Source organism: Actinomadura rayongensis (assembly GCF_009831215.1).
Lineage (GTDB): Bacteria > Actinomycetota > Actinomycetes > Streptosporangiales > Streptosporangiaceae > Spirillospora > Spirillospora rayongensis.
Window position 1 is genome coordinate 353,277 of the sequence record NZ_WUTW01000002.1, and the last position, 20,015, is coordinate 373,291.

A 20,015-nucleotide genomic window follows, 5' to 3' on the forward strand; every position below is an offset into this window, starting at 1 on the left:
GCCCGCAACGCGCTGAGCCGTCAGCGTTCGCCAAGGACGGCGCGAGGGAACGGCGCGCGGCGAGCCGGGTCGACCGCAGGCGACCGGCGACGCGGACCCGGTCGGAGCGCCGCGCCGAGCCGTCCGCGTTCGGCGGGGGCGAGCGTGCGCCGGGCGACGCTCTGCGCCGTCGGCGCCCGGTTGGCGCGGGCAGGAGATGGCGTGCTGAGTCTTCAGCGGGCGGCGAGGGCTAGGACGCGGTGGGCGGCGCTAGGGGCGCCGCCCGGGTGGATCTCGGCGGCGAACGCGGTTGCGCGGGGTGCGCAGGTCGCGGCGTGGGTGAGGGCTTCGGTCAGGGCGTCCGGGGACGACGTGACGCCTATGCCCAGGGCTTCGACGCGTCGCGCGAAGTAGTGCTGGTCGTAGTGCTGTGGGACGACGATCTGCGGCGTCCCGGCGCGTGCCGCCGCCGTCGTGGTGCCCGCCCCGCCGTGGTGGACGACGGCGGCGACGCGGGGGAACAGGGCCTGCTGGTTGACCTCGCCGAGGGACAGGCAGTCCGGGCCGTCGTCCGGCGGGGGCAGTTCGGCCCAGCCGCGCAGCACGAGCGTGCGGCGGCCGTGCGCGCGGGCCGCCGTCACCGTCGCGGCGACCAGGCCCTCGGGCGCGCGGGCGCTCCCGAACCCGACGTACACCGGTGGGTCGCCCGCCGCCAGGAACTGCTCCAGCTCGGGCGGCAGCGGACGCTCGTCCGGGAGGATCCAGGCGCCAGTCTGGACGACGTTCCCGTCGCCGGGCCAGGGCGCGAGCGCGGGGTCGGCGGCGAGCCACGGGGCGCCGGTGAAGATGTGGCCGCGCACGTCCGCGACCGGCGGCAGCCCGGCCGACGTCCGGTACGCGTTGAGCGCGACGCCCCACGAGGCGTTCCAGCGGCGGGCGTCGGCCGCCCATAGATCCTCGGGGGTGCCTGTGGTCGGGTCGTCTCCGCGCCAGGCGGGCGGGGCGTGGTGTGCGGACGGCAGCGTGACCGGGCAGTACGCCGCGTAGACGTACGGGATCCCGCGCGATTCGGCCACCGAGCGCAGGGCGATCTGGAGCGCGCCGCCGCCCACGAGCGCGGCGCAGCCCTCGGCCGCGCCGGGCAGGACGGCGAACTGGGCGGCGACGGTCGCCTCGGCGATCCGGAGCATCTGTTGCGGGGTCGGTTTCGCGGTCGGACGGGCTTTCGCGGTGCCGCGCATTTCCGGGCCCAGCGGCACGAAAGGAATGTCGAGACTTTCCAGCCAGGCGCGGAAGTCGGGCGGCGCGCAGACGCGGACGTCCGCCCCGAGTTCTTTCAGACTGAGCGCCAGCGCGGCGATCGGCTGGACGTCGCCGCGCGATCCGATGGTCGAGAGAAGAATGGCCCTCGCAGTGTTCATGACCGGCGATTCTGAACCCCGACGGGGGGCTTGCCGCAAGTCCCCTTCTCGGCTATATCTTGAAATGGGGCCACTTACCCGCTGTGACGGGTCGGTGACCGGCTCTCATCTTCGTCTTATCGCCGGTTCCTACCGTCCGGCGCATGACGAGACTTCACGGACGACGGCGCTGGGGCCTGGCGACGGCCGCGTGCCTCGCGACGGTGATCACGGCGGGCCTGGTGGGCGTGGCGGCCGGGACGGTGGAACGGTCCGGCGGGACCGCGACCGTGGCCGGGCTGCCCTGGCCTCGCGGCGCGCGCGGGGCGCTACAGGTCGAGGGGGCGCGGGACCCCGTCGTGTACGGGTCGCGCGAGCCGGTGCCGATCGCCAGCGTCGCCAAGCTCATGACCGCCTATGTCTTTCTGCGGAGCCGTCCGCTGGAGCCCGGGCGCTCCGGGCCCGTCTTCAGGATCTCGGCTGCCGAGGCCGACCGGTACGGCGAGCGCCTGGCCCGGCAGGAGTCGGTGGTGCCGGTGCGCGCCGGCCAGGAGTACACCGAGCGGGAGGCGCTGGAGGGGCTGCTGACCGTCTCGGCGAACAACCTGGCGCACGAGATCGCCCGCTGGGACGCTGGCGGCGAGCGGGCGTTCGTCGCGAAGATGAACGCGGCGGCCCGCGCGCTGGGGATGCGCGACACCCGCTACACCGATCCGAGCGGGTTCGACTCCGGGACGGTCAGTACCGCGTCCGACCAGCTCCTGCTGCTGCGCGCGGTGTCGCGGCTGCCGGGCTTCCTGGCGGTGGCGTCGCAGCCGTGGTTCGAGGCGCCAGGGACGGTCGGGCGCATCCCGACGACCGACCCCGTGCTCGGGACGGGCGGCGTGATCGCCGGGAAGACCGGCTACACGCGCGCGGCGGGCGGGAACTTCGCGTTCGTGGCCCTGACGAGACGGAACAATGTTCCGGTTCTGGTGCGGGGCGTGATCCTCGGCCATCACGGCGTCCCGAACGCGGCGGCGACCTGCCGGTTCGTCCCGGCGCTCGTCAGCGCGGCGGTCGTCGGGCCGCCGCGCCGGACCGCCGAAGCGGACCGCGTCCAGACGTGGGCGGACGACCCCGCCTAGTCGGGGATCCGCAACCGGATCAATGTTCCGCCTCCGGGCGCGTTCGCCGCGTCGAGGGACGCGCCGTGCGCGACCGCGATCTGCCGGGCCATCGCCAGCCCGAGCCCCGAGCCGGGCAGGGCGCGGGCGCTGCGGGCTCGGTAGAAGTGGTCGAAGATGTGCGGCAGGTCCTCGGCGGCGATCCCCGGACCGTGGTCGCGGACGGTCAGCTCCCCCGGGACGACCCGGACCTCGACCGTCCCGCCGTCCGGGCTGAACTTCGCCGCGTTGTCCAGCACGGTCGACACCAGCCGCGCCAGCCGGGCGGGCACCCCGGTCACGATCGTCGGCGCGGTGTCGACCGCGAACTCGACGTCCGGCCAGTGGGTGCGCGCCGTCGCGACGGCGGCGCGCGCCAGCTCGTCCAGCCGGACGTCCTCCAGCAGCGCCGGCGGCTCCTTCCCGCGCGCCAGCTCGACCAGGTCGTTGACCAGGCCGGTGATCGAGCGGAGCTGCCCGTCCAGCGCCGCGACGGCCCGGTCGCGCTGCGCCGGGGTGAGCCGGTCGCCGAAGCCGAGGATGTCGATGTTGGTGCGCAGCGCGGTCAGCGGCGTGCGCAGCTCGTGCGACGCGTCGGCGACGAGCTGGCGGCGCGCGGCCAGGGAGCGTTCCAGCACGTCCAGCATGGTGTCGAACGCGCCGGCGAGGCGCGCCACCTCGTCGCGCCCCGGCTCCCCCGCCACCGGCAGCTCGGACCGGCGGTGCGGGTCGCCGGTCGCGGCGATCAGCTCGGCGGTCTCGGTGAGCCGGCCGACGCGGGAGAGCCCGGCGCGGGCGACCAGCCAGCCCCCGGCGGCGGCCAGCGCGATCCCGGCCGCGCCGAGCCCGCCGAGCAGCGCCCGCAGCCGCGCCATCGAGTTGGCGTAGGTCTGCGCCTGGACGGCGATCTGGACGGCGCCGCCCACGATCGGGACGGTCAGCGTCCGGCCGCGCGCGCCGAGCACGACGACGTCGGAGTAGGCGTCCCCGGGCTTGTTCTCCGCGATCCGGACCGCGTCCTCGGTGATCGGCATGCCCGAACTCCCGACCGTCCCGGCCGGAGTCCCGGCGGGGATCACCTGGACGCACGTCGTCGTGCCGTGCAGCGAACAGGACGCCGACGACGTCCAGGCGACGTCGGCGATGCGCCCGCGCCCTTCCGGGCTCGCCAGCCACGCCTCCATCTGCCGCCGCAGGGTCAGGTTGAGCTGCCAGTCGAACTCGTGCCGAACCGCGACGTACACGCCCACCGTCAACGCCGCGACGATCAACGCCATCACCCCGGCCGTCGTCACGGCGAGCCGCGTCCGCAGCCGCGACCGCCGCCACCGCACCCCCCAACCCGCCGCCCGCCCGGTCGTCCGGCCCGCCCTCCGATCCGGCGCCTGGTCTGTTGTGGGGCTCTGCGCTTGGGGCGTCATTGTTCGGCCAGGCGGTAGCCGAGGCCGCGCACGGTGTGGACGAGGCGTGGCTCGCCGGCCGCTTCGAGTTTGCGGCGCAGGTAGCCGATGTAGACCTCCAGGGAGTTGGAGGACGGGCCGAAGTCCAGGCCCCAGACGCGGTCGCCGATCTGGGATTTGCTCAGGATCTGGCCTGGGTGTTCCAGGAGGACTTCCAGGACGCTCCACTCCGTCAGGGTGAACTCGATCCGGCGGGCGCCGCGTCGGCCCGTCCGGGACTCGGGGTCGACGGTCAGGTCGGCGAACGCCAGCGCCGGGCCGGGGCGGGAGCGGCGGAGCAGGGCCCGGACGCGGGCGACGAGTTCCCCCAGGTCGAAGGGTTTGCTCAGGTAGTCGTCGGCGCCCGCGTCCAGGCCCTCGATCCGGTCGCTGACGGCGTCGAGCGCGGTCAGCACGAGCACCGGGGTGCGGTCGCCGCGCGCCCGCAGGGTGCGGCAGACGGCGAGGCCGTCGGTACCCGGCATCATCACGTCGACGATCATCGCGTCGGGCCGCCAGGCCGTGACCGCGCGCAGGGCGGCGGCGCCGTCGGCCTCGGCGCGGACGGTGTATCCGGCGACGCGCAGGCCGTCGGCGAGCGCGTCGCGCACTTCGGCCTGGTCGTCCACGACGAGGATGCCGGCGTCGTCTCTCACGTCACGGCAACGGACGGGCGGCCCGCGATGATTCCCCGGTCACTTCCCGGCGAGCGCCCTGCCCGCCTCGTGGGCCGCGTCCAGGGCCTTGCCGTGCAGTTCGGCGGCCAGCGGGCGCAGCGGCTCCAGCTGCGGGTTGGTCGCGGCGAGGGTCAGTTCGCGCTCGATGACGGTCAGGTCGGCGCCCCACATGTCGGCGAGGACGCGCCGCAGGTAGGGGGTCGAGTGGTCCCAGCCCTCGCGCGGGGTGCCGGGGCCGTAGCCGCCGCCCTTGGTGGTGACCAGGACGGTCGGGACGTCCTTCAGCACGAGGTCCGTCGGCCCGGCGGCGGTGATCACCAGGTCCGCCCAGGTCTTGAAGTGCTGGGACACGCCGAAGTTGTAAAGCGGGACGGCCAGGACGACGGCGTCGGCGGCCTTCAGCTCGTCCGCCAGCGAAGCGGCCAGAGCGAGGGCGTCGCGCTGCGCGGGGGTGCGGTCGGCCTCGGGGGTGCCGGCGGCCACGGTGGCGTCGGCCCAGGCGGCGGCGGGCAGCGGCGCGGTGCCGAGATGGCGGCGCACGACGGTCTCGCCGGGATTCGCCTCGATCCAGCGGCTCTCCACGATGTCGGCGATCTCGGCGCCGGCGGACGCGCCGGGGAAGATGCTCGCGTCCAGACGGAACAGGGTCATGGTCGTCTCCTTAGCAGGGGGTGAGCGTTCGTCGATACTAAGCGGACTTTACCCCGCTTATGTTCCCGGCGGTACGTTGGAGGGGTGGACGGTCCTCTGGTGTACTTCGGCCGCGCGCGCGGCGAACGCGCCGACGCGGCGCGCAATCGCGCGCGGTTGCTGCAGGTCGCGCGCGAGATGATCGCCGAGGACGGCGCCGAGCGCGTGACGATGGACGGCCTCGCCGAACGCTCCGGACTCGGAAAGGGAACCGTGTTCCGCCGCTTCGGCACCCGCGCGGGGATCTTCCTCGCCCTGCTGGACGACGACGAGCGCGCCCTCCAGCAACGCGTCCTCACCGGCCCGCCCCCGCTCGGCCCGGGCGCCGACCCCGTCCAGCGGCTGATCGCCTTCGGCCGCGAGCGGATCGCGTTCCTGCTCGACCACCACGCGATCGCGCGCGCGGCGCTGGACCTCGGGCAGCCCGTCCCGGGCGGGGTCCGCTCGCTCGCGGGCATCCACATCCGGATGCTGCTGGGCGCCGCCCGCGCGGCCGGACGCCTCGACGCCGTCGACCTCGACAGCCTCGCGCTCCAGCTCACCGCCGCCCTCGAAGGCCCGCTGCTGCTCTACGTCACGACGGCCGAGCCCGGCCACCGCGCCGCCCGGACCCCCGAACCGCTCGCCGAAAGCTGGCAGATGCTCATCGAACGGCTCTTCTCCCCCACCGCCTAGACGGCGCGTCACGCCCGAGCGTCCCCCGGCGGCTGGACGGCGTGTCACGCGCTCGCGTCTTCCGCTGCCTGGACGACGCGGTACCGCAGATGCGTGACGCCCTCGCTCTCGCGCACGACCGGGGTGCCGAGCCGGACGGGCGGGTCGGCGAGGTCGCCGACAAGGCGCGTCCCGCCGCCGAGCAGCACGGGGACGAGATCGACGCGGATCTCGTCCAGAAGCCCTGCGTCGAGCGCTTGGCGCGCCATCTCTCCCGCGGCGACGCCGACGGCGCGCTCTCCCGCGACCGCCCGCGCCTGTCGCACGGCGCTCGCCAGCCCGTCGGTGACGAAGGTCAGCGGCGCGTCCGGATGCGCCCAGTCGTCCGGGGCCTTGTGGGTCACGACGAAGATGGGCACCCCGAACGGATGGCTGCCGTCCCATCCGCCGGTGAGGTCGAACAGCCGCCGTCCCACCACCAGCGCACCGAACTCCGCGAGCTGTCCGCGGATGTGCTCGGCGCTGGCGGGCGTCACCTGGAACGACCAGCGGGGATCGGCGGACGGCACCTCGACGTCGCCGTTGCGGTGCCAGGCGAACAACAGCTCGAACCCGCTCTCGGCCAGTCCGGCGATGTAGCCGTCCAGCGACATCGACGCCGACGTGACGACAGAGGCCATGTCCACTCCCAAGGTCCGGAACGCCTTCCGAACTAGGGACCGTCCGCGCCCGCCGAAATCATCGGCCCGCCGACCGGACGCGCCGACCCGCCGTCACGGGCCGGCGCGACGGCCGGAGGCGAAGTCCGGGCCGGGCATGGCCGCAGCGCGGCCGGAACCGCCCAGCCCGCACCGCGTCGTGCGGGTCAGGGCCGACGTGCCGGCGGAGCGAGGAGCGTCAGATGCCGCCGCCGGGGCCGCTGATGCGGGCGGGGCCGCGGAAGACCTGGCGGGTGTGCCAGTCGATGTTGCGGCGGTCGGGCGGGGGGAAGCCCGCGGCGGGCGCGACGGCGCGGCGGCCCGTCAGGGCGAGGACCTGGTCGCGGGCGGTGTCGGTCAGCCCGACGAAGTGCCGCGACACCATGATCGTCCCGCTCTGCCCGAGGCCGAGGACGCCCTTGTCGAAAAGCCGCTGGTGCAACGTGCACAGGCACAGCGAGTTCTCCAGCGCGTCGTGCCCGTCGAACGCGGCCCAGCGCAGCCGCACCCGCTCCAGCCCCACGACGGTGTTGCCCATCCAGCCCTCAAAACCGCAAAAAGCGCACCGGCAGTCGTAGGCGACCAGCACCTTCTGCCGCAGCATCGGGTCCCGGCGGGCGCGCGGCAGGGCGCCGTCCACGTACGGCGCGAGCAGCGCGGCCTCGGCGACCTCGGGCATCAGCCCGACGGCCGAGCACAGGTCGCCGTGCAGGCTCGGCTCGAAGTTGGTGTCCAGCAGGATCCGGCAGATCTGGACGAACATCGACGGATCGGCCAGCAGCTCCTTGGCGAACAGCGGCACCAGGCGGCCGACCGCGTCCACGTGGCGCAGCAGCTCGGGGTCCGCGCCGGGGCTCCGGCCGCCGCCCGGCGTCCCGACCTCCCACAGGCCGTCGCCGGCCAGCGTGTGGAACGGGTAGCCGGGGCTCGCGGGCTTGGGCGGCCCGAACTCGATCAGCAGCGCGCCGAGCGGCTCCTCGACGTCCCGGAACCGCAACGGCGCGTAGCCCTCGCGCTGGAGACGGCCCAACGCGAACAGCAGGAGCAGCGCCTTGTTGGGATCGCGCTCCCCGCCCCGTGTGAACCGCCGCATCCGGGCGACCCGCTCTGGCCAGACCACACTAGGAAGAATATGCGCTCCCGCCTGGGATTACCTCTCCGTCCACGACCACGCCGGGGACCTGGCATTATCACCCGTCAGCCGAACACCCCGCTGCTGATCATCGACAGGATGCCCGGGCCGATCACGATGATGAACAGCGCGGGCAGGATGCACACGACGACCGGGAAGGTGATCTTCACAGACACCTTCTGCGCCCGCTCCTCCGCCGTCTGCCGCCGCTTGATGCGCAGCTCGCTCGCCTGCTCGCGCAGGATGTCGCCGACCGGGATGCCGAGGCCCGCCGCCTGGACGAGCGCCGCCGTGAAGGTGTGCAGCTCGTCCACCGACGTCCGGTCCGCGAGCGACTTCAGCGCCTCCTCGCGGGACGCGCCGAGCCGCATCTCCTGCAGCAGCCGCGCCATCTCGCGTCCGAGCGGCCCCTCGATCGACAGCGCCACCCGGGTCAGCGCCGCGTCGAAGCCGAGGCCGGCCTGGACGCTGATGCCGAGCAGGTCGAGCAGGTCCGGCAGGGACTGGCTGATCTGGTCCTGGCGCTTGATCCCGGCGTTGTAGAGCAGGATGTCGGGCAGGAAGAACCCGAGCGCGGCCAGCCCCACGACGAACACGAACCCGAGCCCCACGCCCGTGCTGAGCCCGAACAGCACGCCGATGAGCGCCCCGCCGACCAGGCCGACGCCCTTGAACGACAGCAATCGGTCGGGCGTCCACGGCTCGGGGTTGCCCGCGACGTCCAGCCGGGCGCGCAGCCGGGCCACCTTGTCGGCGCGGGACAGGCGCAGCGCGAACCGCGCGAAGACGGGCAGGAACGCCCCCTCCGGCGCGGCCACCTCGGCGGGGCCCGCGACGCGCGGCGCGTACGACCGTTCGATGGCCGCGACGCCGCCCGCCGCCGTCCGCGCGTCGGACCGGCGTCCGCCGAACGTCCCGAGGACGAGCAGGGCGGCCAGGGCGAGCAGCACCATGCCGAGCAGGAGCAGCATCAGGCGACCACCTTCACCAGTCGGGTCATCCAGACCCACCCGCCGCAGACGAGGCCGATCGCGAGGACCAGCAGGAAGATGCCGAACGGCGTCTTGTAGAGCGGTTCCAGGTAGTCCGGACGGATCAGCGCCATGGCGAGGCCCACCACGATCGGCAGCGCGATCAGCACGTAGGCCGACATGCGGCCCTCCGCGCTGAGCGCCCGCACGTGCCGCCGCAGATGGGTGCGCTCGCGCATCGTCTGGACGGTCTGCTCGATGACGTCGGCCAGGTTGCCGCCGACCTCGCGCTGGATGCGGATCGCCATGACGACCCACCGCAGGTCGCGGCAGGACATCCGGTCGGCGACGTCCTCCAGCGCCTCGTCGACGCTGACGCCGAGCCGGGTCTGCGCGACCGCGCGGGAGATCTCGCCGCTCAGCGGGTCGAGCTCCTGGTCGGCGAGCCGGTCCAGCGACTGGGCGACGGTGAAGCCCGAGCGCAGCGACCCGGCGATGAGCTGGAGCGCGTCGGGGAGCTGGTCGGCGAACGCGTTGAGGCGTTTCGCGGTCCGCGACGACAGGTACATCCGCGTGCCGAACCAGGCGAGCGCGGCGCCGAGCGGCACGCCGAGCAGGACGTTCCCGGTGACGAGCGCCAGCATGAGCGCGGCCAGCAGGCCGAGGCCGACGCGCACGAGCAGCCACTCGTTCGGCTGCAGCCCGAGGCCCGCGCGGCGCAGCTCGCGGGCCATCCGCTCGGCGCGGTCGCCGGTGCCGACGGCGCGTTCGCTCAGCCCGAGCGCGCGGCGCACGACGGGGCTGGACGCGTCGGCGCCGGTGTCGGGCGCGTCGGACGCCCGGTAGCGCTGGATCCGGCCCGCGACGCCGCCGTCCGCGCGCCGGGCGAGGGCGTACGGCACGACCAGCACCGCCGCCAGGATCGCCAGGAACACGAGGCTCAGCATCGGGAGCAGCAGCGCGCCGGACGTGACGGCGGTCGCGGCGGCCGGGGTGGTGGCCGCCGCCGGGGCGGTCGCCGCCGGACGCGCCGGGATCCGCACCTTCCCGGCGGCGCGCAGCGTCGCCGTCCCGGCCCGCGCCGTCGCGGCGATGTCCAGCGTCGTGCCGGCGCGCGCGGACGGCAGCCGCACCGTCACCCACATGCTCTGCCGGTAGCTGTCGGCGGCGGTCGCGAACGCGCGGACGAGGCTGTCGGCGTCAACGGACTTCAGCAGCCGTCCGCCGGTCGCGCCGGTCAGGACGCGCAGCGCGGCGTCGTCGGCCTCGGCGGTGCGGAAAGCCACCGCGTCGAGGGTGACCCGCGCGGCGGTGAGCCGGTCGCGGACGGTCCGCAGGGACGTCGCGCTGCCGGTGTCGGCGCCGTCCGACAGCACGACGACGCGCCGGTCGACGCCGGTCAGCACGCCCGCCGCCTCCGCGATGCCGTCGTACAGGTCGGTCTCGCCGGTGGGCCGCAGCGTGCGCATCGCGCGGGCGGGCGCCGCGTGGTCGGTGGTGGGCCGCACCACGACCTGGTCGCCGGGGCGCGTGCCCGCGAGCGCGAGACCGGCCGCGACGTCGCCCGGGAGCCGGTCGAGGAACCGCTGCGCGCCCTGCCGGGCCGCCGCGAGCCCGGCGGCGCCCATCGAGCCGCTGGTGTCCAGGACGATCATCACCGAGCGTCCCTGCGCCGCCGTCCCGCCGGGCTTGGCGGCGCCGGGCGGCTCGGCCTGCGCGGACGCCGGCCGGCCGTCGAGCGTCACCCGGAGCGAGGACGGGTCCAGCTCGGCGTCCGGCGGCAGCCCGGTCCCCGCGAACAGGAACCGCGCGCGGTCGCCGGAGATCGTCAGGGCGTCCACGCGCGCGACCGGGGCCGCGTGCGCGACGCCCGGGACGAGCGCGCCGAGCACCGCGAGCAGGCCCGCGACGAGGAGCCGCCGCGTCACCACGGGGACGGCCCGTGCCCGAAGACGTCGCCCGGAACGTCGATCCCCCGGTCCCGCAGCCGGTCGAGGAAGCGTGGACGCAGGCCGGTGGGACGCAGCGCGCCGACCCGTCCCTCGGCGTCCGCGATGCGCGGGTCGAACAGGAACAGGTCCTGGAGCGTGACGACGTCGCCCTCCAGCCCGGTGACCTCGGTGACGTGCGTGATGCGCCGCGACCCGTCCTTGAACCGCGTCTGGTGGACGACCAGGTCGATCGCCGAGCCGACCTGTTCCCGGACGACCCGGATCGGCAGCTCCATGCCCGCCATCAGCACCATCGTCTCCACCCGCGACATCGCCTCGCGCGGCGCGTTCGCGTGGACGGTCGTCAGCGAGCCGTCGTGGCCGGTGTTCATGGCCTGGAGCATGTCGAGCGCGGCGCCGTCGCGGACCTCGCCGACGATGATCCGGTCCGGCCGCATCCGCAGGCTGTTGCGGACGAGGTCGCGGATCGTGACCTCGCCCCGGTCCTCCACGTTCGGCGGCCGGGCCTCCATCCGCAGCACGTGCTCCTGGCGGAGCTGGAGTTCGGCGGCGTCCTCGATCGTGACGATCCGCTCGTCGGGCGGGATGAACGACGACATGACGTTCAGCGTCGTCGTCTTGCCCGACCCGGTGCCGCCGCTGATCAGGATGTTCATTCGGCCCCGCACGCAGGCGATGAGCAGTTCGGCGACCTGCGGCGTCAGCGTGCCGAACCCGATGAGGTCCTGGATCGTCAGCGGGTCGACGGCGAACTTGCGGATCGTGAGCAGCGGGCCGTCCATCGCGACCGGCGGCACGACGGCGTTGACGCGGCTGCCGTCGGGCAGGCGCGCGTCGACCATCGGGCTGGACTCGTCGATGCGGCGGCCCACCTTCGCCACGATCTTCTCGATCGTCCGGCGCAGGCTGGCCTCGCCCGCGAACGCGCCGCCGACGAGCGTCAGGCGTCCGCCGCGCTCCACGTAGATCTGCCCCGGCCCGTTCACCATGATCTCGGTGACCTCGGGGTCGTTCAGGTAGGGCTCCAGCGGGCCGAGGCCGAGGATCTCGTCGGCGACGTCCTGCTCCACCCGGTCCCGGTCGGCGGCGGTGAGCGGCGTCTCCTCGCGCGCCAGCATCTCCTGGAGCGTGGACCGGACGCGCTGCTCCAGCTCGCCCGGGCTCAGGTCGGCCTCGTAGATGCGCGGGCCGAGCGCGTCGACCAGCGCCTGGTGGACGCGGCGCTTCAGCCCCGCGTACGGGTCGACGGGACGCGACGAACGGCGTCCCGACGTCTGCACGAGCTGGGAGGACACGCCCGCGGCCGGCGCCGTCGAGCCGTCCTGGAGCCGCGCGAGCCGTTCCCCGAGCGTGCTCATGAGCGCGCCCGGGAGCGGCGCCGCAGCCGGCGCGACGGTTCGGGTTCGACGGCGGCCTGCCCGGCGGCCACGGTGCGGGCGATCAGCCCGTCGATCGCCCGGCTGACCGGGTGTCGCGGATCGCTCATCGTGAGGGGCACCCCCCGGTTGATCGAGACCGGAACATCGGGATGGTTGGGGATCTCGGCGGCGACGGCCATGCCGACCACCCGGTCGATGTCGGACCGCGAGAGCCCCGCGCGGGCGTCGGCCCGGTTGAGGACGACCGCGCGGGCGTCCCGGGCGTAGCCGAGCGTGTCCAGCATGTCGAGCGTGACGCGCAGCCCCTTCAGCGCGGTGACCTCGGGACTCGCGACCAGGACGTGCGTGTCGGCGACGTCGAACGCGGCCAGCACCTGCTCGCTGAACTGCGGCGGGCTGTCGACCACGACGACCTCGAACATCTGCCGCAGGACGGCCAGCAGTTCGGTGATGAGCCGTCCGGACACCTTCTCGGCGTCGCCGGGCGCGATGGGCGCGAGGACGCTCTGCAGGCCGGACTCGTGCGGCGTCAGGATCGAGTGCGCGCCGGTGCGGTCCATGTGGCCGACCATCGGGACGGCGTCCACGACCGTCCGCTGCGGGTCGACGCGGAGCATGATGCCGACGTCCCCGAACCCGAGGTCGAGGTCCACCAGGCACACCCGGCGGCCCTGCCGCGCGAGCGCGACGCCGAGGTTGGTCGACACCATCGACTTGCCGCAGCCGCCCTTCCCGGCGAACACGACGACGACCTGGCCGGCCGGCGGCTCGGCCGCGACCTGCCGGTACGCGCCGGACTCGGCGGACTTCAGCCGCGAGGAGATCTCCCAGACGCGCTTGCACGCGTCCAGCAGGGCGGGGAAGTCGCGGTCGGGGACGACCTCGCGGACGCCCGCGCGCATCGCCTCGGCCAGCACGTCCACGTCGAGCCGGTCGCGGACGAGCACGACGCCGAGCGTCGGCTGCTCCTCGCGCAGCAGCGCCGTGAGCCGCACCGCCGAGCGCAGGTCGACGCCGGGGCCGAGGACGACGACCAGCTCGTGGGGCAGCTCGTCCAGGGCGGCGCGCAGGGCTTTCAGGTCGAGCGCTATGTGGCCGTCCTCGCGGAACGGGGCCGCGAGGCGGCGGGCGGTCTGGTCGCTCGGTTCGCAGATGATGGGCATGGTCGTCGCTCCGTCCGCGCTATCGGAAGAGCCCGAAGCTGGACACGCCGGGGCTGTTCGGATCGAGTTCCGAGGCGTCCGTCTGGAGGCCCAGGTAGAGCGCGTTGTCGACCTTGCCGCCCTGGGTGCCCCACACGATCTTCTCGGCCTCCTGCTGGGTGACCGCGAGGGTGACGAGGGTGGTGGTCTCGTCGCCCTTATTGTCCTTTTTGCCGGACAGTCCCACTGAGAGTACGTCGATGTCGGACATAAGCAGCCGCGCCCCGCCCGCCTCGCCGCGCGGGGTGCCCTTGGAGTCGAGCAGCTTGTACGCGGCGAACACCGCGACCTTCGACCCGGCCTTGACGTAACCGGCGACGCGCTGGGCGTCGCTCAGCGCGATCGTCATGGCGAGCTTGCCCTTGGGGACGGTGAAGTACTGCGACGCGCTCGGCGTCACGAGCAGCGGCCGGCGGATCAGCTCGCCCGCCTTCAGCCCGGCCGACAGCACCAGGCTCGCCTCGGCGGGGCCGACCGCGTGCAGGACGTCGTCCGGGACGCTCTGCTCGGGCATCCGCTCGGTCCGCGCATAGCCGTCCGCGACGAGGCGACTGCCGAGGACGCCCGGCGGGATGGCCTTGGTCGCGACCAGGACGTCCACCGCCCTCTTGCCCTCGACGGCACGCCGGTCGGCGCCCTTCACGTACATCAGCACCAGCGCCGTGCCCAGCACGGCGAGCACGAGTGCCGCCGCGACGGTGGCGAAACGACGGTTCAACACTTCCCCCAGGGTGGTGAGTTAGCCGTTCATCCGGCCAGTGAGATGGCAGCGGTACCGAAGTCCTGACCGCCGCGTGTGGGACCGGGCGCCAGGGACCGGGTGAAGAACCCCTGCAGGCACACGGCGAAGGGGTTCAGTCCGCCACAGTTGGGGACCGGCGGAACGCGGACGCCCGACAGTCCGAGGGCCAACGAGGTCAGCCGGATGGGAGCGAAGCCGACCACGTGGTAGCGGTAAACGAGGCCCGACTTCGTCACCGAGTCGAACACCGGAAGATAAACGACCGGGGGCAGTGACAGGGTCAGCGCCGAGAGAAGCCACGTGAGCCAGGTGTCGACGTTGCAGCCCCCGATCCACTTCCAGACTCCGGCGAGCAGGGAGGTGCCCTCGGCCGCCTCGACCACCGAGTCGAGATCCACCGACGCCTGGCAGGCGGCGTTGGCCCAACGGATCTGGGCGAGGTGACCGTACTGGCCCATGTCGCCCGCCACACCCGAAGGGCAGGCCGTGTTGTCGTTGGTGAGCGTGCGTTGCAGCGACCAGTCCAGGCTCAGGAGCGACCGCGCGGCGGGGTCGGCGTAGACGGTGCCGTTGCTCGTCGCCCAGTTCCACAGGCACTTGGAGATCATGACCGGGAACGCCTTGGGGATTTTCTGGGGGGAACCCCAAATCGCGCGGGCACAGGCGCCGACCGTGGTGCCCTTCTTCGGTGCGCCGGGGATGAGCTGCGTGATCGTCGGCGGGATCACGGTCCGTCCGTCCTGGTAGACGGTCGACGTACGGACTTCCACGTAGTTGCCGGACGCGGGCCGGTCGCCCACGCACTTGGTGCGGTTGGTCGCGCCCGGGCCGCAGGGGCCGAGCGCGCCGGGCGACGGCAGCGTCTTGCGCCCGCATGTCACCTTGGCGGCGGCCTTGCCGTCGGACGCGTTGGACTTCGCCTGCTGCCCGATCACGGTGCCGAGATCGGAGACCCGGCAGAGTGTCGGGTCGGTCGCGCACTGCCGGGCGGCGGCGAGCGCTGCGGCGTCCGCGCCATTTTGGAGTTCGCCGCGTTCCAGGTAGAGACGGCCGACGTCGACGGCGACCCCGCCGACGCCGATCAGAATGCCGCCCGCCAGGAGCACGGCGACGAGGAGGGCCATCGCCCCTCGGTCGCCGGGGTTACGGCGCCGACGGCGGCGGACGGCGTCCAGTACGCGGGTCAATGCCGTGGTCCGAGTCATCACGACGGCTCCGGAACGCAGGGCGTGGCGGCCGTCGCGGAAAGGGTCCGATCCGCGACCCCCGACCACGCGGGGTTGCCCTTGAACTCGCAGGTCACGGTGATGCGCATCAGCGCCGCAGCGCTCGCGCACTGGTTGTTCAGCGTGAACTGGAGGCCGGTCGGGGAGACGGCCAGGACCGCCGCCCGGGCCGCGGTCTGCGGATCACGGCCGGCTCCGACGGCGAGGGCTGCCGCTCGCGCGGCCTGCCCCGCCGCCTCGGAGAGTTCCATCTTCTGGAACACCATCCGGCCGAGGTCGAACGTGCCGAGGATGACGACCAGCAGGACGGGGATGAGCAGCGCGAACTCGACCGCGACCGATCCCCGGTCGCGGTTGTCTCGTCGCTGCATCGTCCCCGCCTCGCCTCTGCCGTCGTTCCCGCCGCGCTCGTTCTCCGCCGCTCAGCCCGCGCCGTCGATCGTGGTGCCGATTCGGTCGAACAGATCGCCCAGCTTGCCGGTGAGGGTCGCGAACGCGCCGACGATCACCAGCGAGATCAGGGCGACGATCAGGCCGTACTCGACGGCGGTGGCGCCACGGTCGTCGCGCTCGGTAACCCGGGTCTGGAACTCGGTAACGTGGGTTTGGAAGCCGACGATCATCCGAAGCAGCACGTTGTTGATCACTGGGGTCCTCTCGGGTCGCGGAGATGGCCCGTCCGCCCCGCCGATCGGTGGGTGGGCCGTCGCTATGAGGCATAACCATCGGATTGTGTGAACGGCGCGTTAACCGGCCTATCGGGCGGAAAAAACCACCTGAACAGACGACATGTCACCCGAACGGACGACACGGCGTCCCCCGAACTTGTCATCCGGCTACGGCTTCCGAACGCCCTTCGTCGCGCGGAGCGACGCTCGGTTGTCGTTTGACTGAGCACCCATCGTTCGCATGTACTCTGCGCCGGGAGCGTTGTTGCAGGTCACGGGCTGTGACAACGGACGGAAGTTCGTCGCTCCCTCTGGAGACGGCCACTCGGTGTCGGCTACGGTGCGTCAGCCGGACCCGCTCCCTCCGGACCGTCGACCCGCACATCGCCGACACTTCCGTCGGCCACTCGGCTGGGAGGGCGTATGACGATCCGTGTCGTCGTCGTGGACGGGCACACGCTGTGCCGCCTGGGCCTGGCCCACGTGGTCAGGGCCCATCCCGACATCGAACTGGCCGGCGAGGCCGGCAGCCTCGCCGAGGGCCGCCTCTGGCTGGAGTCCGGCGATCCCACCGTCGTGGTGATCGCGCGCCGACTCCCCGACGGAGACGGCCTAACGCTGGCCTCCGCTCTCCGCACCGTGCGCCCCGACATAGGCATCGTCGTGATGGCACCCCGGGACGGCGACGAAGCCCTGTTCCGCGCGATGGACCTGCGAGCCTCAGCCTTCGTAGACGAGGCCGCCCCGGTAGCCGAACTCCTGGCCGCAATCCGCCACGCCGCAGTAGCTCCCCTGTCCTTCACCGCGTCCGACCTGGTAGGCGCCCTGCGCCGCCGCCGAGGCGGCGACCTGCTCAGCGCCCGCGAACGCGAGGTCCTGTCCCTGCTGACGAACGGCCTCTCCATCGCCGAAATCGCCCGCACCATGCACCTCAGCCACTCGACGGCCAAGACCTACACGGCCCGCCTCTACGAAAAGCTCGGCGCCGCCAACCGAGCCCAGGCCCTCATGGCCGCCCTCCGCCAGGGCCTGATCCGCCCCGAAGAGATGCACGCGACCGACCACCCAAAAGCCGCCATGACCGCCCCCTGACCCAACCCCCGCCTGACCCCGGCTGACCGGCCGGACCGGCCGCCCCGTGAACTCGGAGCGTGCGATGCCGGAACGCCCGTTGGAGTTCGCCGTCGACCAGCCCCCGGTACGACCAGTCAACCGCGCGCGTCTGGTGTTCGGCCTGCAACACGGCAACGGCATCATCACCGTCGTCCCCGACGCGGACGACGGCACACCCGTGATCACTCCGGAGCTGTCCGGCACCGGCGTACGGCTGCAATCGCTATCGGCCGGCTGGACCCATCTGCTGGCCGGACTCGCAGGCCGAGACCTTCTGTTGCACGAGTTCGCCACCGGTGACCAACGGTGGTTCAGCCCCGAGGAGGGCAGGACCTACGAGAACGCCGCAGTCCTGGGAACTTCCGACTACTACGGCCTCGTCGCGCCCAACGGAAGCTGGAGCGCCGATGGCGAACTCGCCCCGCTCAAACTCGAGTCCCGGATCCAGCTCCATGTCTTCAACGTCGGCACCGGCGAACGCCGCTCTCACGCCATATCACCACCATGGCATGTCGGCCGTCTTTCAGCTGACGGCCGTCCTAAAGACTCGCGACGTCGCCCAGAGCCTCGCGGCCGTCGAACTCATGACCTCCGACCTCGACGGCCGAAAGCAAGAGCCTCTCCTGCGCTTCCAGCCCCGGGCCAGGATGACGTTCTTCGATACTGTCCGCTTGTAAGGACACCGAGCGGGGCGGCCAGGGGGATGGTTCGTTCGATCGTCTCGACGGTGTCGGCGCCGGTCTCGCCCTGCCGCTCACGGAGAGCGCGTCCCAGTCCGCGACGTAGGACGGCTTGGCGTTCGAGATGCGGATCCGGCCCATCCAGCACAGGGCCACGAAGCGGCCCTTCCGGTCCCGGGTCAGTTTTTCCGTCGCGCCGAGCCTGGCGAACTTCGCGATCTACTCGCGCATGACCGTCTCGTCCCTCGGAATCCGGCGGACGGCGGTCTCGTCAGCCGCGTCGCCGCCGCGCTCGCGGACGGCGACTTCCAGCGGTGTCACATGAAGAGCCCCTCAGCCTCTCCGCTCCACCCAGAAACGAACACTACGCCGATAACACCTGCATCGGGTGGAACGTCAGCCGGGAACTCCACCCCAAGTCCGGACGAGCCCACGCCCAACAAGGTACGTATCGTTACCCAGGGCGCACAGGGCCGCCAACTTGACGCATCATTTCCGACACACGAATACGATGGGTATATCAAATATGCCACTCCCTGCATCGCTTGTAGACTTCATCGGACCACCGGTCGCGCCGCCGGCGCCTGTCGACTGGCAGGAGGTAGTCCAAGTTCTCGGTACCGACCTGCCGAGTGACTACAAGGAGCTTGCCGACAAATATCCGCTGCTCTTCATCAATGAATGGATTCCTGTAACTCATCCCGCGACCCCCGAACCGCCCCGCAATCCGTACAACCTGACCAGTCTTCAGGAGGGAGCGATCACTCAAAGTCGTTTCGTTCTCGATATCGAGCCCGAAGCGCTTGAAATCTACGACCCACGGGCTCGACAGACCAGTCGACGCGACCTGCCAGAGCGCAAAATGCCGTTTGCCGCCTACCCTGAGCCCGGCGGACTGATGTACTGGGGGTTGGCCGAGAACAACACGATGTGTTGTTGGCACACTGAGGGTCATCCGGATGACTGGACTATCGTCACAGTCTACGGCCGTATCGCGTGGCAGGACCTTGGCGGCATCACGAGTTTTTTGGCGGATCTCGTCACTGGGCGTGTAAGGTGCCCCCTCTTCCCGGATGACTGTATTAACTTGGGAGACGAAACGGTGCAGATTTTCGACTAGTGCCGCTCACTGACGCCCCTGATCACCGCCCCAGCCTCGCTCGCGGTGCAAGCGCAGAAGGGGGCACACCTCATCGTCTTGCCGTCGAACGCGACCGGCACCAGCCCCTCGGCACCACCCGGCATCGAGGCAGCGGCAGCGATCCAGCCCGACAACCGCATTAATGTCCGTACTCTCAACCTATAAAATCGCGCAGGATATCGAATATGACGCTCCCTGTATTGCTTGGGGAATTCATCGGACCGCCGGTCGCGCCGCCAGCGGCTGTCGACTGGCAAGAGGTGGCCCGCGTCCTGGGTGCCGACCTTCCGTGCGATCACAAGGAACTTGCCGATAAGTATCCACTGTTGTTCATCGGTGCATGGCTTCCGGCAAGCCATCCCGGGACTCCCGATCCACCCCGTAACCGCTATAACTTGATGAGCCTTCTGCGCGAAACGAGATGGGGATTGGCGGCAAATAATGCGAAGTGTTGCTGACTCACCACAGGAAAGCCAGATGATTGGACGATCATCATCGTCAACGACGATATGGCGTGGCATTATCCGGGAAGCATCACCGAATTTTTGGCGGACCTCATCGCCGGACGTGCAGCGTGCCCGCAAATCATCCCAGAAGGTTTTCTCATAGAGAACAGGGAACAGAACGGATTTTCGACTGAGATTGGTCGGATCACCGGACAGGGATCCGGCCAAGGCGGTTATGAGGCTTCGCAGCAGGGCGATCGTGTGCCTGGAGCCACGGGCGTGGTGTCCGTTGGCGGCGGCGGTGCTGCGTTGGGTTGCCATGGTGCGCGATGCGTTTTCGGTTCTGACCGGGGGGTTTGTCTTTTGGTAGGTGACGTCGCAGGCCCGCGCAGCTTGTTTCGACGTGCGAGTGACCGCGGACCCGGGACGTCGGGGTCACCGGGGCGGCGTCTGCGGGATCGCCGCCGTTGATGAGGTAGACGGCCTCGACGGTTTTTCCCGTTCTTGGTGACCAGGGCGACGTCAAAGTCTGAACGGCGTGGCGCCGTAGCGTGAGACCAGCGGCTCGCGGGGGCGGGACTTGGGTTGGTGGCGAACGTACTGGACGCTCGCTCCCGGTGGGGTGCTGCGTGGCTTGGGGTTTCGGGGCGGGGTGGCTAGGGGTCGTGATTTGTTTGATTG

At 71.9% G+C, this 20,015-nt stretch carries 19 protein-coding genes; 4 read left to right on the top strand and 15 right to left on the bottom strand.

Going from position 1 to position 20,015, the window contains the following annotated elements:
- Window positions 1-212 precede the first annotated feature (212 nt).
- Window positions 213-1,400, bottom strand: a complete 1,188-nt coding sequence (locus GQ466_RS10990; protein ID WP_161102776.1) for a glycosyltransferase — start codon at window positions 1,398-1,400, stop codon at window positions 213-215.
- Window positions 1,401-1,543: 143 nt separating this feature from the next.
- On the opposite strand from GQ466_RS10990, the gene GQ466_RS10995 reads away from it, so the two are divergent.
- The gene (locus GQ466_RS10995) at window positions 1,544-2,506 is read left to right on the top strand and encodes a D-alanyl-D-alanine carboxypeptidase family protein (RefSeq protein WP_161102777.1); all 963 of its coding nucleotides are present in this window, start codon (window positions 1,544-1,546) and stop codon (window positions 2,504-2,506) included.
- Here the strand turns inward: GQ466_RS10995 and GQ466_RS11000 are convergent.
- From GQ466_RS11000 to GQ466_RS11010, 3 genes are all read right to left on the bottom strand, one after another.
- Window positions 2,503-3,858, bottom strand: a complete 1,356-nt coding sequence (locus GQ466_RS11000) for an ATP-binding protein (protein ID WP_202420377.1) — start codon at window positions 3,856-3,858, stop codon at window positions 2,503-2,505. The genes GQ466_RS10995 and GQ466_RS11000 overlap by 4 nt on opposite strands.
- 83 nt (window positions 3,859-3,941) lie before the next feature.
- Window positions 3,942-4,619, bottom strand: a complete 678-nt coding sequence (locus GQ466_RS11005; RefSeq protein WP_161102779.1) for a response regulator — start codon at window positions 4,617-4,619, stop codon at window positions 3,942-3,944.
- 39 nt (window positions 4,620-4,658) lie between these two features.
- Window positions 4,659-5,291, bottom strand: coding sequence for an FMN-dependent NADH-azoreductase (locus GQ466_RS11010; RefSeq protein WP_161102780.1), 633 nt, complete (start codon window positions 5,289-5,291; stop codon window positions 4,659-4,661).
- 84 nt (window positions 5,292-5,375) lie between these two features.
- On the opposite strand from GQ466_RS11010, the gene GQ466_RS11015 reads away from it, so the two are divergent.
- Window positions 5,376-6,005: a TetR family transcriptional regulator gene (locus GQ466_RS11015; RefSeq protein ID WP_161102781.1), complete on the top strand. Its 630-nt coding sequence runs from the start codon at window positions 5,376-5,378 to the stop codon at window positions 6,003-6,005.
- Window positions 6,006-6,049: 44 nt separating this feature from the next.
- On the opposite strand, the gene GQ466_RS11020 is transcribed toward GQ466_RS11015, so the two are convergent.
- The 10 genes from GQ466_RS11020 to GQ466_RS11065 form a co-directional block, all read right to left on the bottom strand.
- Entirely contained in the window at window positions 6,050-6,664 is a 615-nt protein-coding gene (locus GQ466_RS11020) for a dihydrofolate reductase family protein (protein ID WP_161102782.1), read from the bottom strand.
- A 217-nt stretch (window positions 6,665-6,881) separates the two neighbouring features.
- Entirely contained in the window at window positions 6,882-7,802 is a 921-nt protein-coding gene (locus GQ466_RS11025) for a phosphorothioated DNA-binding restriction endonuclease (protein WP_161102783.1), read from the bottom strand.
- 77 nt (window positions 7,803-7,879) lie between these two features.
- Window positions 7,880-8,785, bottom strand: a complete 906-nt coding sequence (locus GQ466_RS11030; RefSeq protein ID WP_161102784.1) for a type II secretion system F family protein — start codon at window positions 8,783-8,785, stop codon at window positions 7,880-7,882.
- Entirely contained in the window at window positions 8,785-10,713 is a 1,929-nt protein-coding gene (locus tag GQ466_RS11035; RefSeq protein ID WP_161102785.1) for a type II secretion system F family protein, read from the bottom strand. Before GQ466_RS11035 ends, GQ466_RS11030 begins: the two co-directional genes overlap by 1 nt.
- Window positions 10,710-12,095 (bottom strand): TadA family conjugal transfer-associated ATPase, encoded by a 1,386-nt coding sequence (locus GQ466_RS11040; RefSeq protein WP_161102786.1) that lies wholly within the window; start codon window positions 12,093-12,095, stop codon window positions 10,710-10,712. The genes GQ466_RS11035 and GQ466_RS11040 overlap by 4 nt, the downstream gene beginning before the upstream one ends.
- A complete protein-coding gene (locus GQ466_RS11045) occupies window positions 12,092-13,279 on the bottom strand; it encodes a CpaE/TadZ family protein (protein ID WP_161102787.1) in 1,188 nt (395 codons plus the stop codon). Before GQ466_RS11045 ends, GQ466_RS11040 begins: the two co-directional genes overlap by 4 nt.
- 19 nt (window positions 13,280-13,298) lie before the next feature.
- On the bottom strand, window positions 13,299-14,039 hold the full coding sequence (cpaB, locus tag GQ466_RS11050) for a Flp pilus assembly protein CpaB (RefSeq protein WP_161102788.1): 741 nt from the start codon (window positions 14,037-14,039) through the stop codon (window positions 13,299-13,301).
- A gap of 26 nt (window positions 14,040-14,065) precedes the next feature.
- A complete protein-coding gene (locus GQ466_RS11055; RefSeq protein ID WP_202420378.1) occupies window positions 14,066-15,184 on the bottom strand; it encodes a pilus assembly protein TadG-related protein in 1,119 nt (372 codons plus the stop codon).
- A gap of 80 nt (window positions 15,185-15,264) precedes the next feature.
- A complete protein-coding gene (locus tag GQ466_RS11060; RefSeq protein WP_161102790.1) occupies window positions 15,265-15,657 on the bottom strand; it encodes a TadE/TadG family type IV pilus assembly protein in 393 nt (130 codons plus the stop codon).
- A 51-nt stretch (window positions 15,658-15,708) separates the two neighbouring features.
- Complete coding sequence (locus tag GQ466_RS11065) at window positions 15,709-15,933, bottom strand: Flp family type IVb pilin (protein ID WP_202420379.1); 225 nt, start codon at window positions 15,931-15,933, stop codon at window positions 15,709-15,711.
- 444 nt (window positions 15,934-16,377) lie between these two features.
- Between GQ466_RS11065 and GQ466_RS11070 the strand changes: the two genes are divergently transcribed.
- Window positions 16,378-17,046 (top strand): response regulator transcription factor, encoded by a 669-nt coding sequence (locus GQ466_RS11070; RefSeq protein WP_161102791.1) that lies wholly within the window; start codon window positions 16,378-16,380, stop codon window positions 17,044-17,046.
- Window positions 17,047-18,273: 1,227 nt separating this feature from the next.
- Entirely contained in the window at window positions 18,274-18,867 is a 594-nt protein-coding gene (locus GQ466_RS11075) for a hypothetical protein (protein ID WP_161102792.1), read from the top strand.
- Here GQ466_RS11075 and GQ466_RS11080 read toward each other — a convergent pair.
- The gene (locus GQ466_RS11080; RefSeq protein WP_161102793.1) at window positions 18,864-19,655 is read right to left on the bottom strand and encodes a hypothetical protein; all 792 of its coding nucleotides are present in this window, start codon (window positions 19,653-19,655) and stop codon (window positions 18,864-18,866) included. The two genes, GQ466_RS11075 and GQ466_RS11080, sit on opposite strands and share 4 nt — an antisense overlap.
- Window positions 19,656-20,015: the final 360 nt, after the last annotated feature.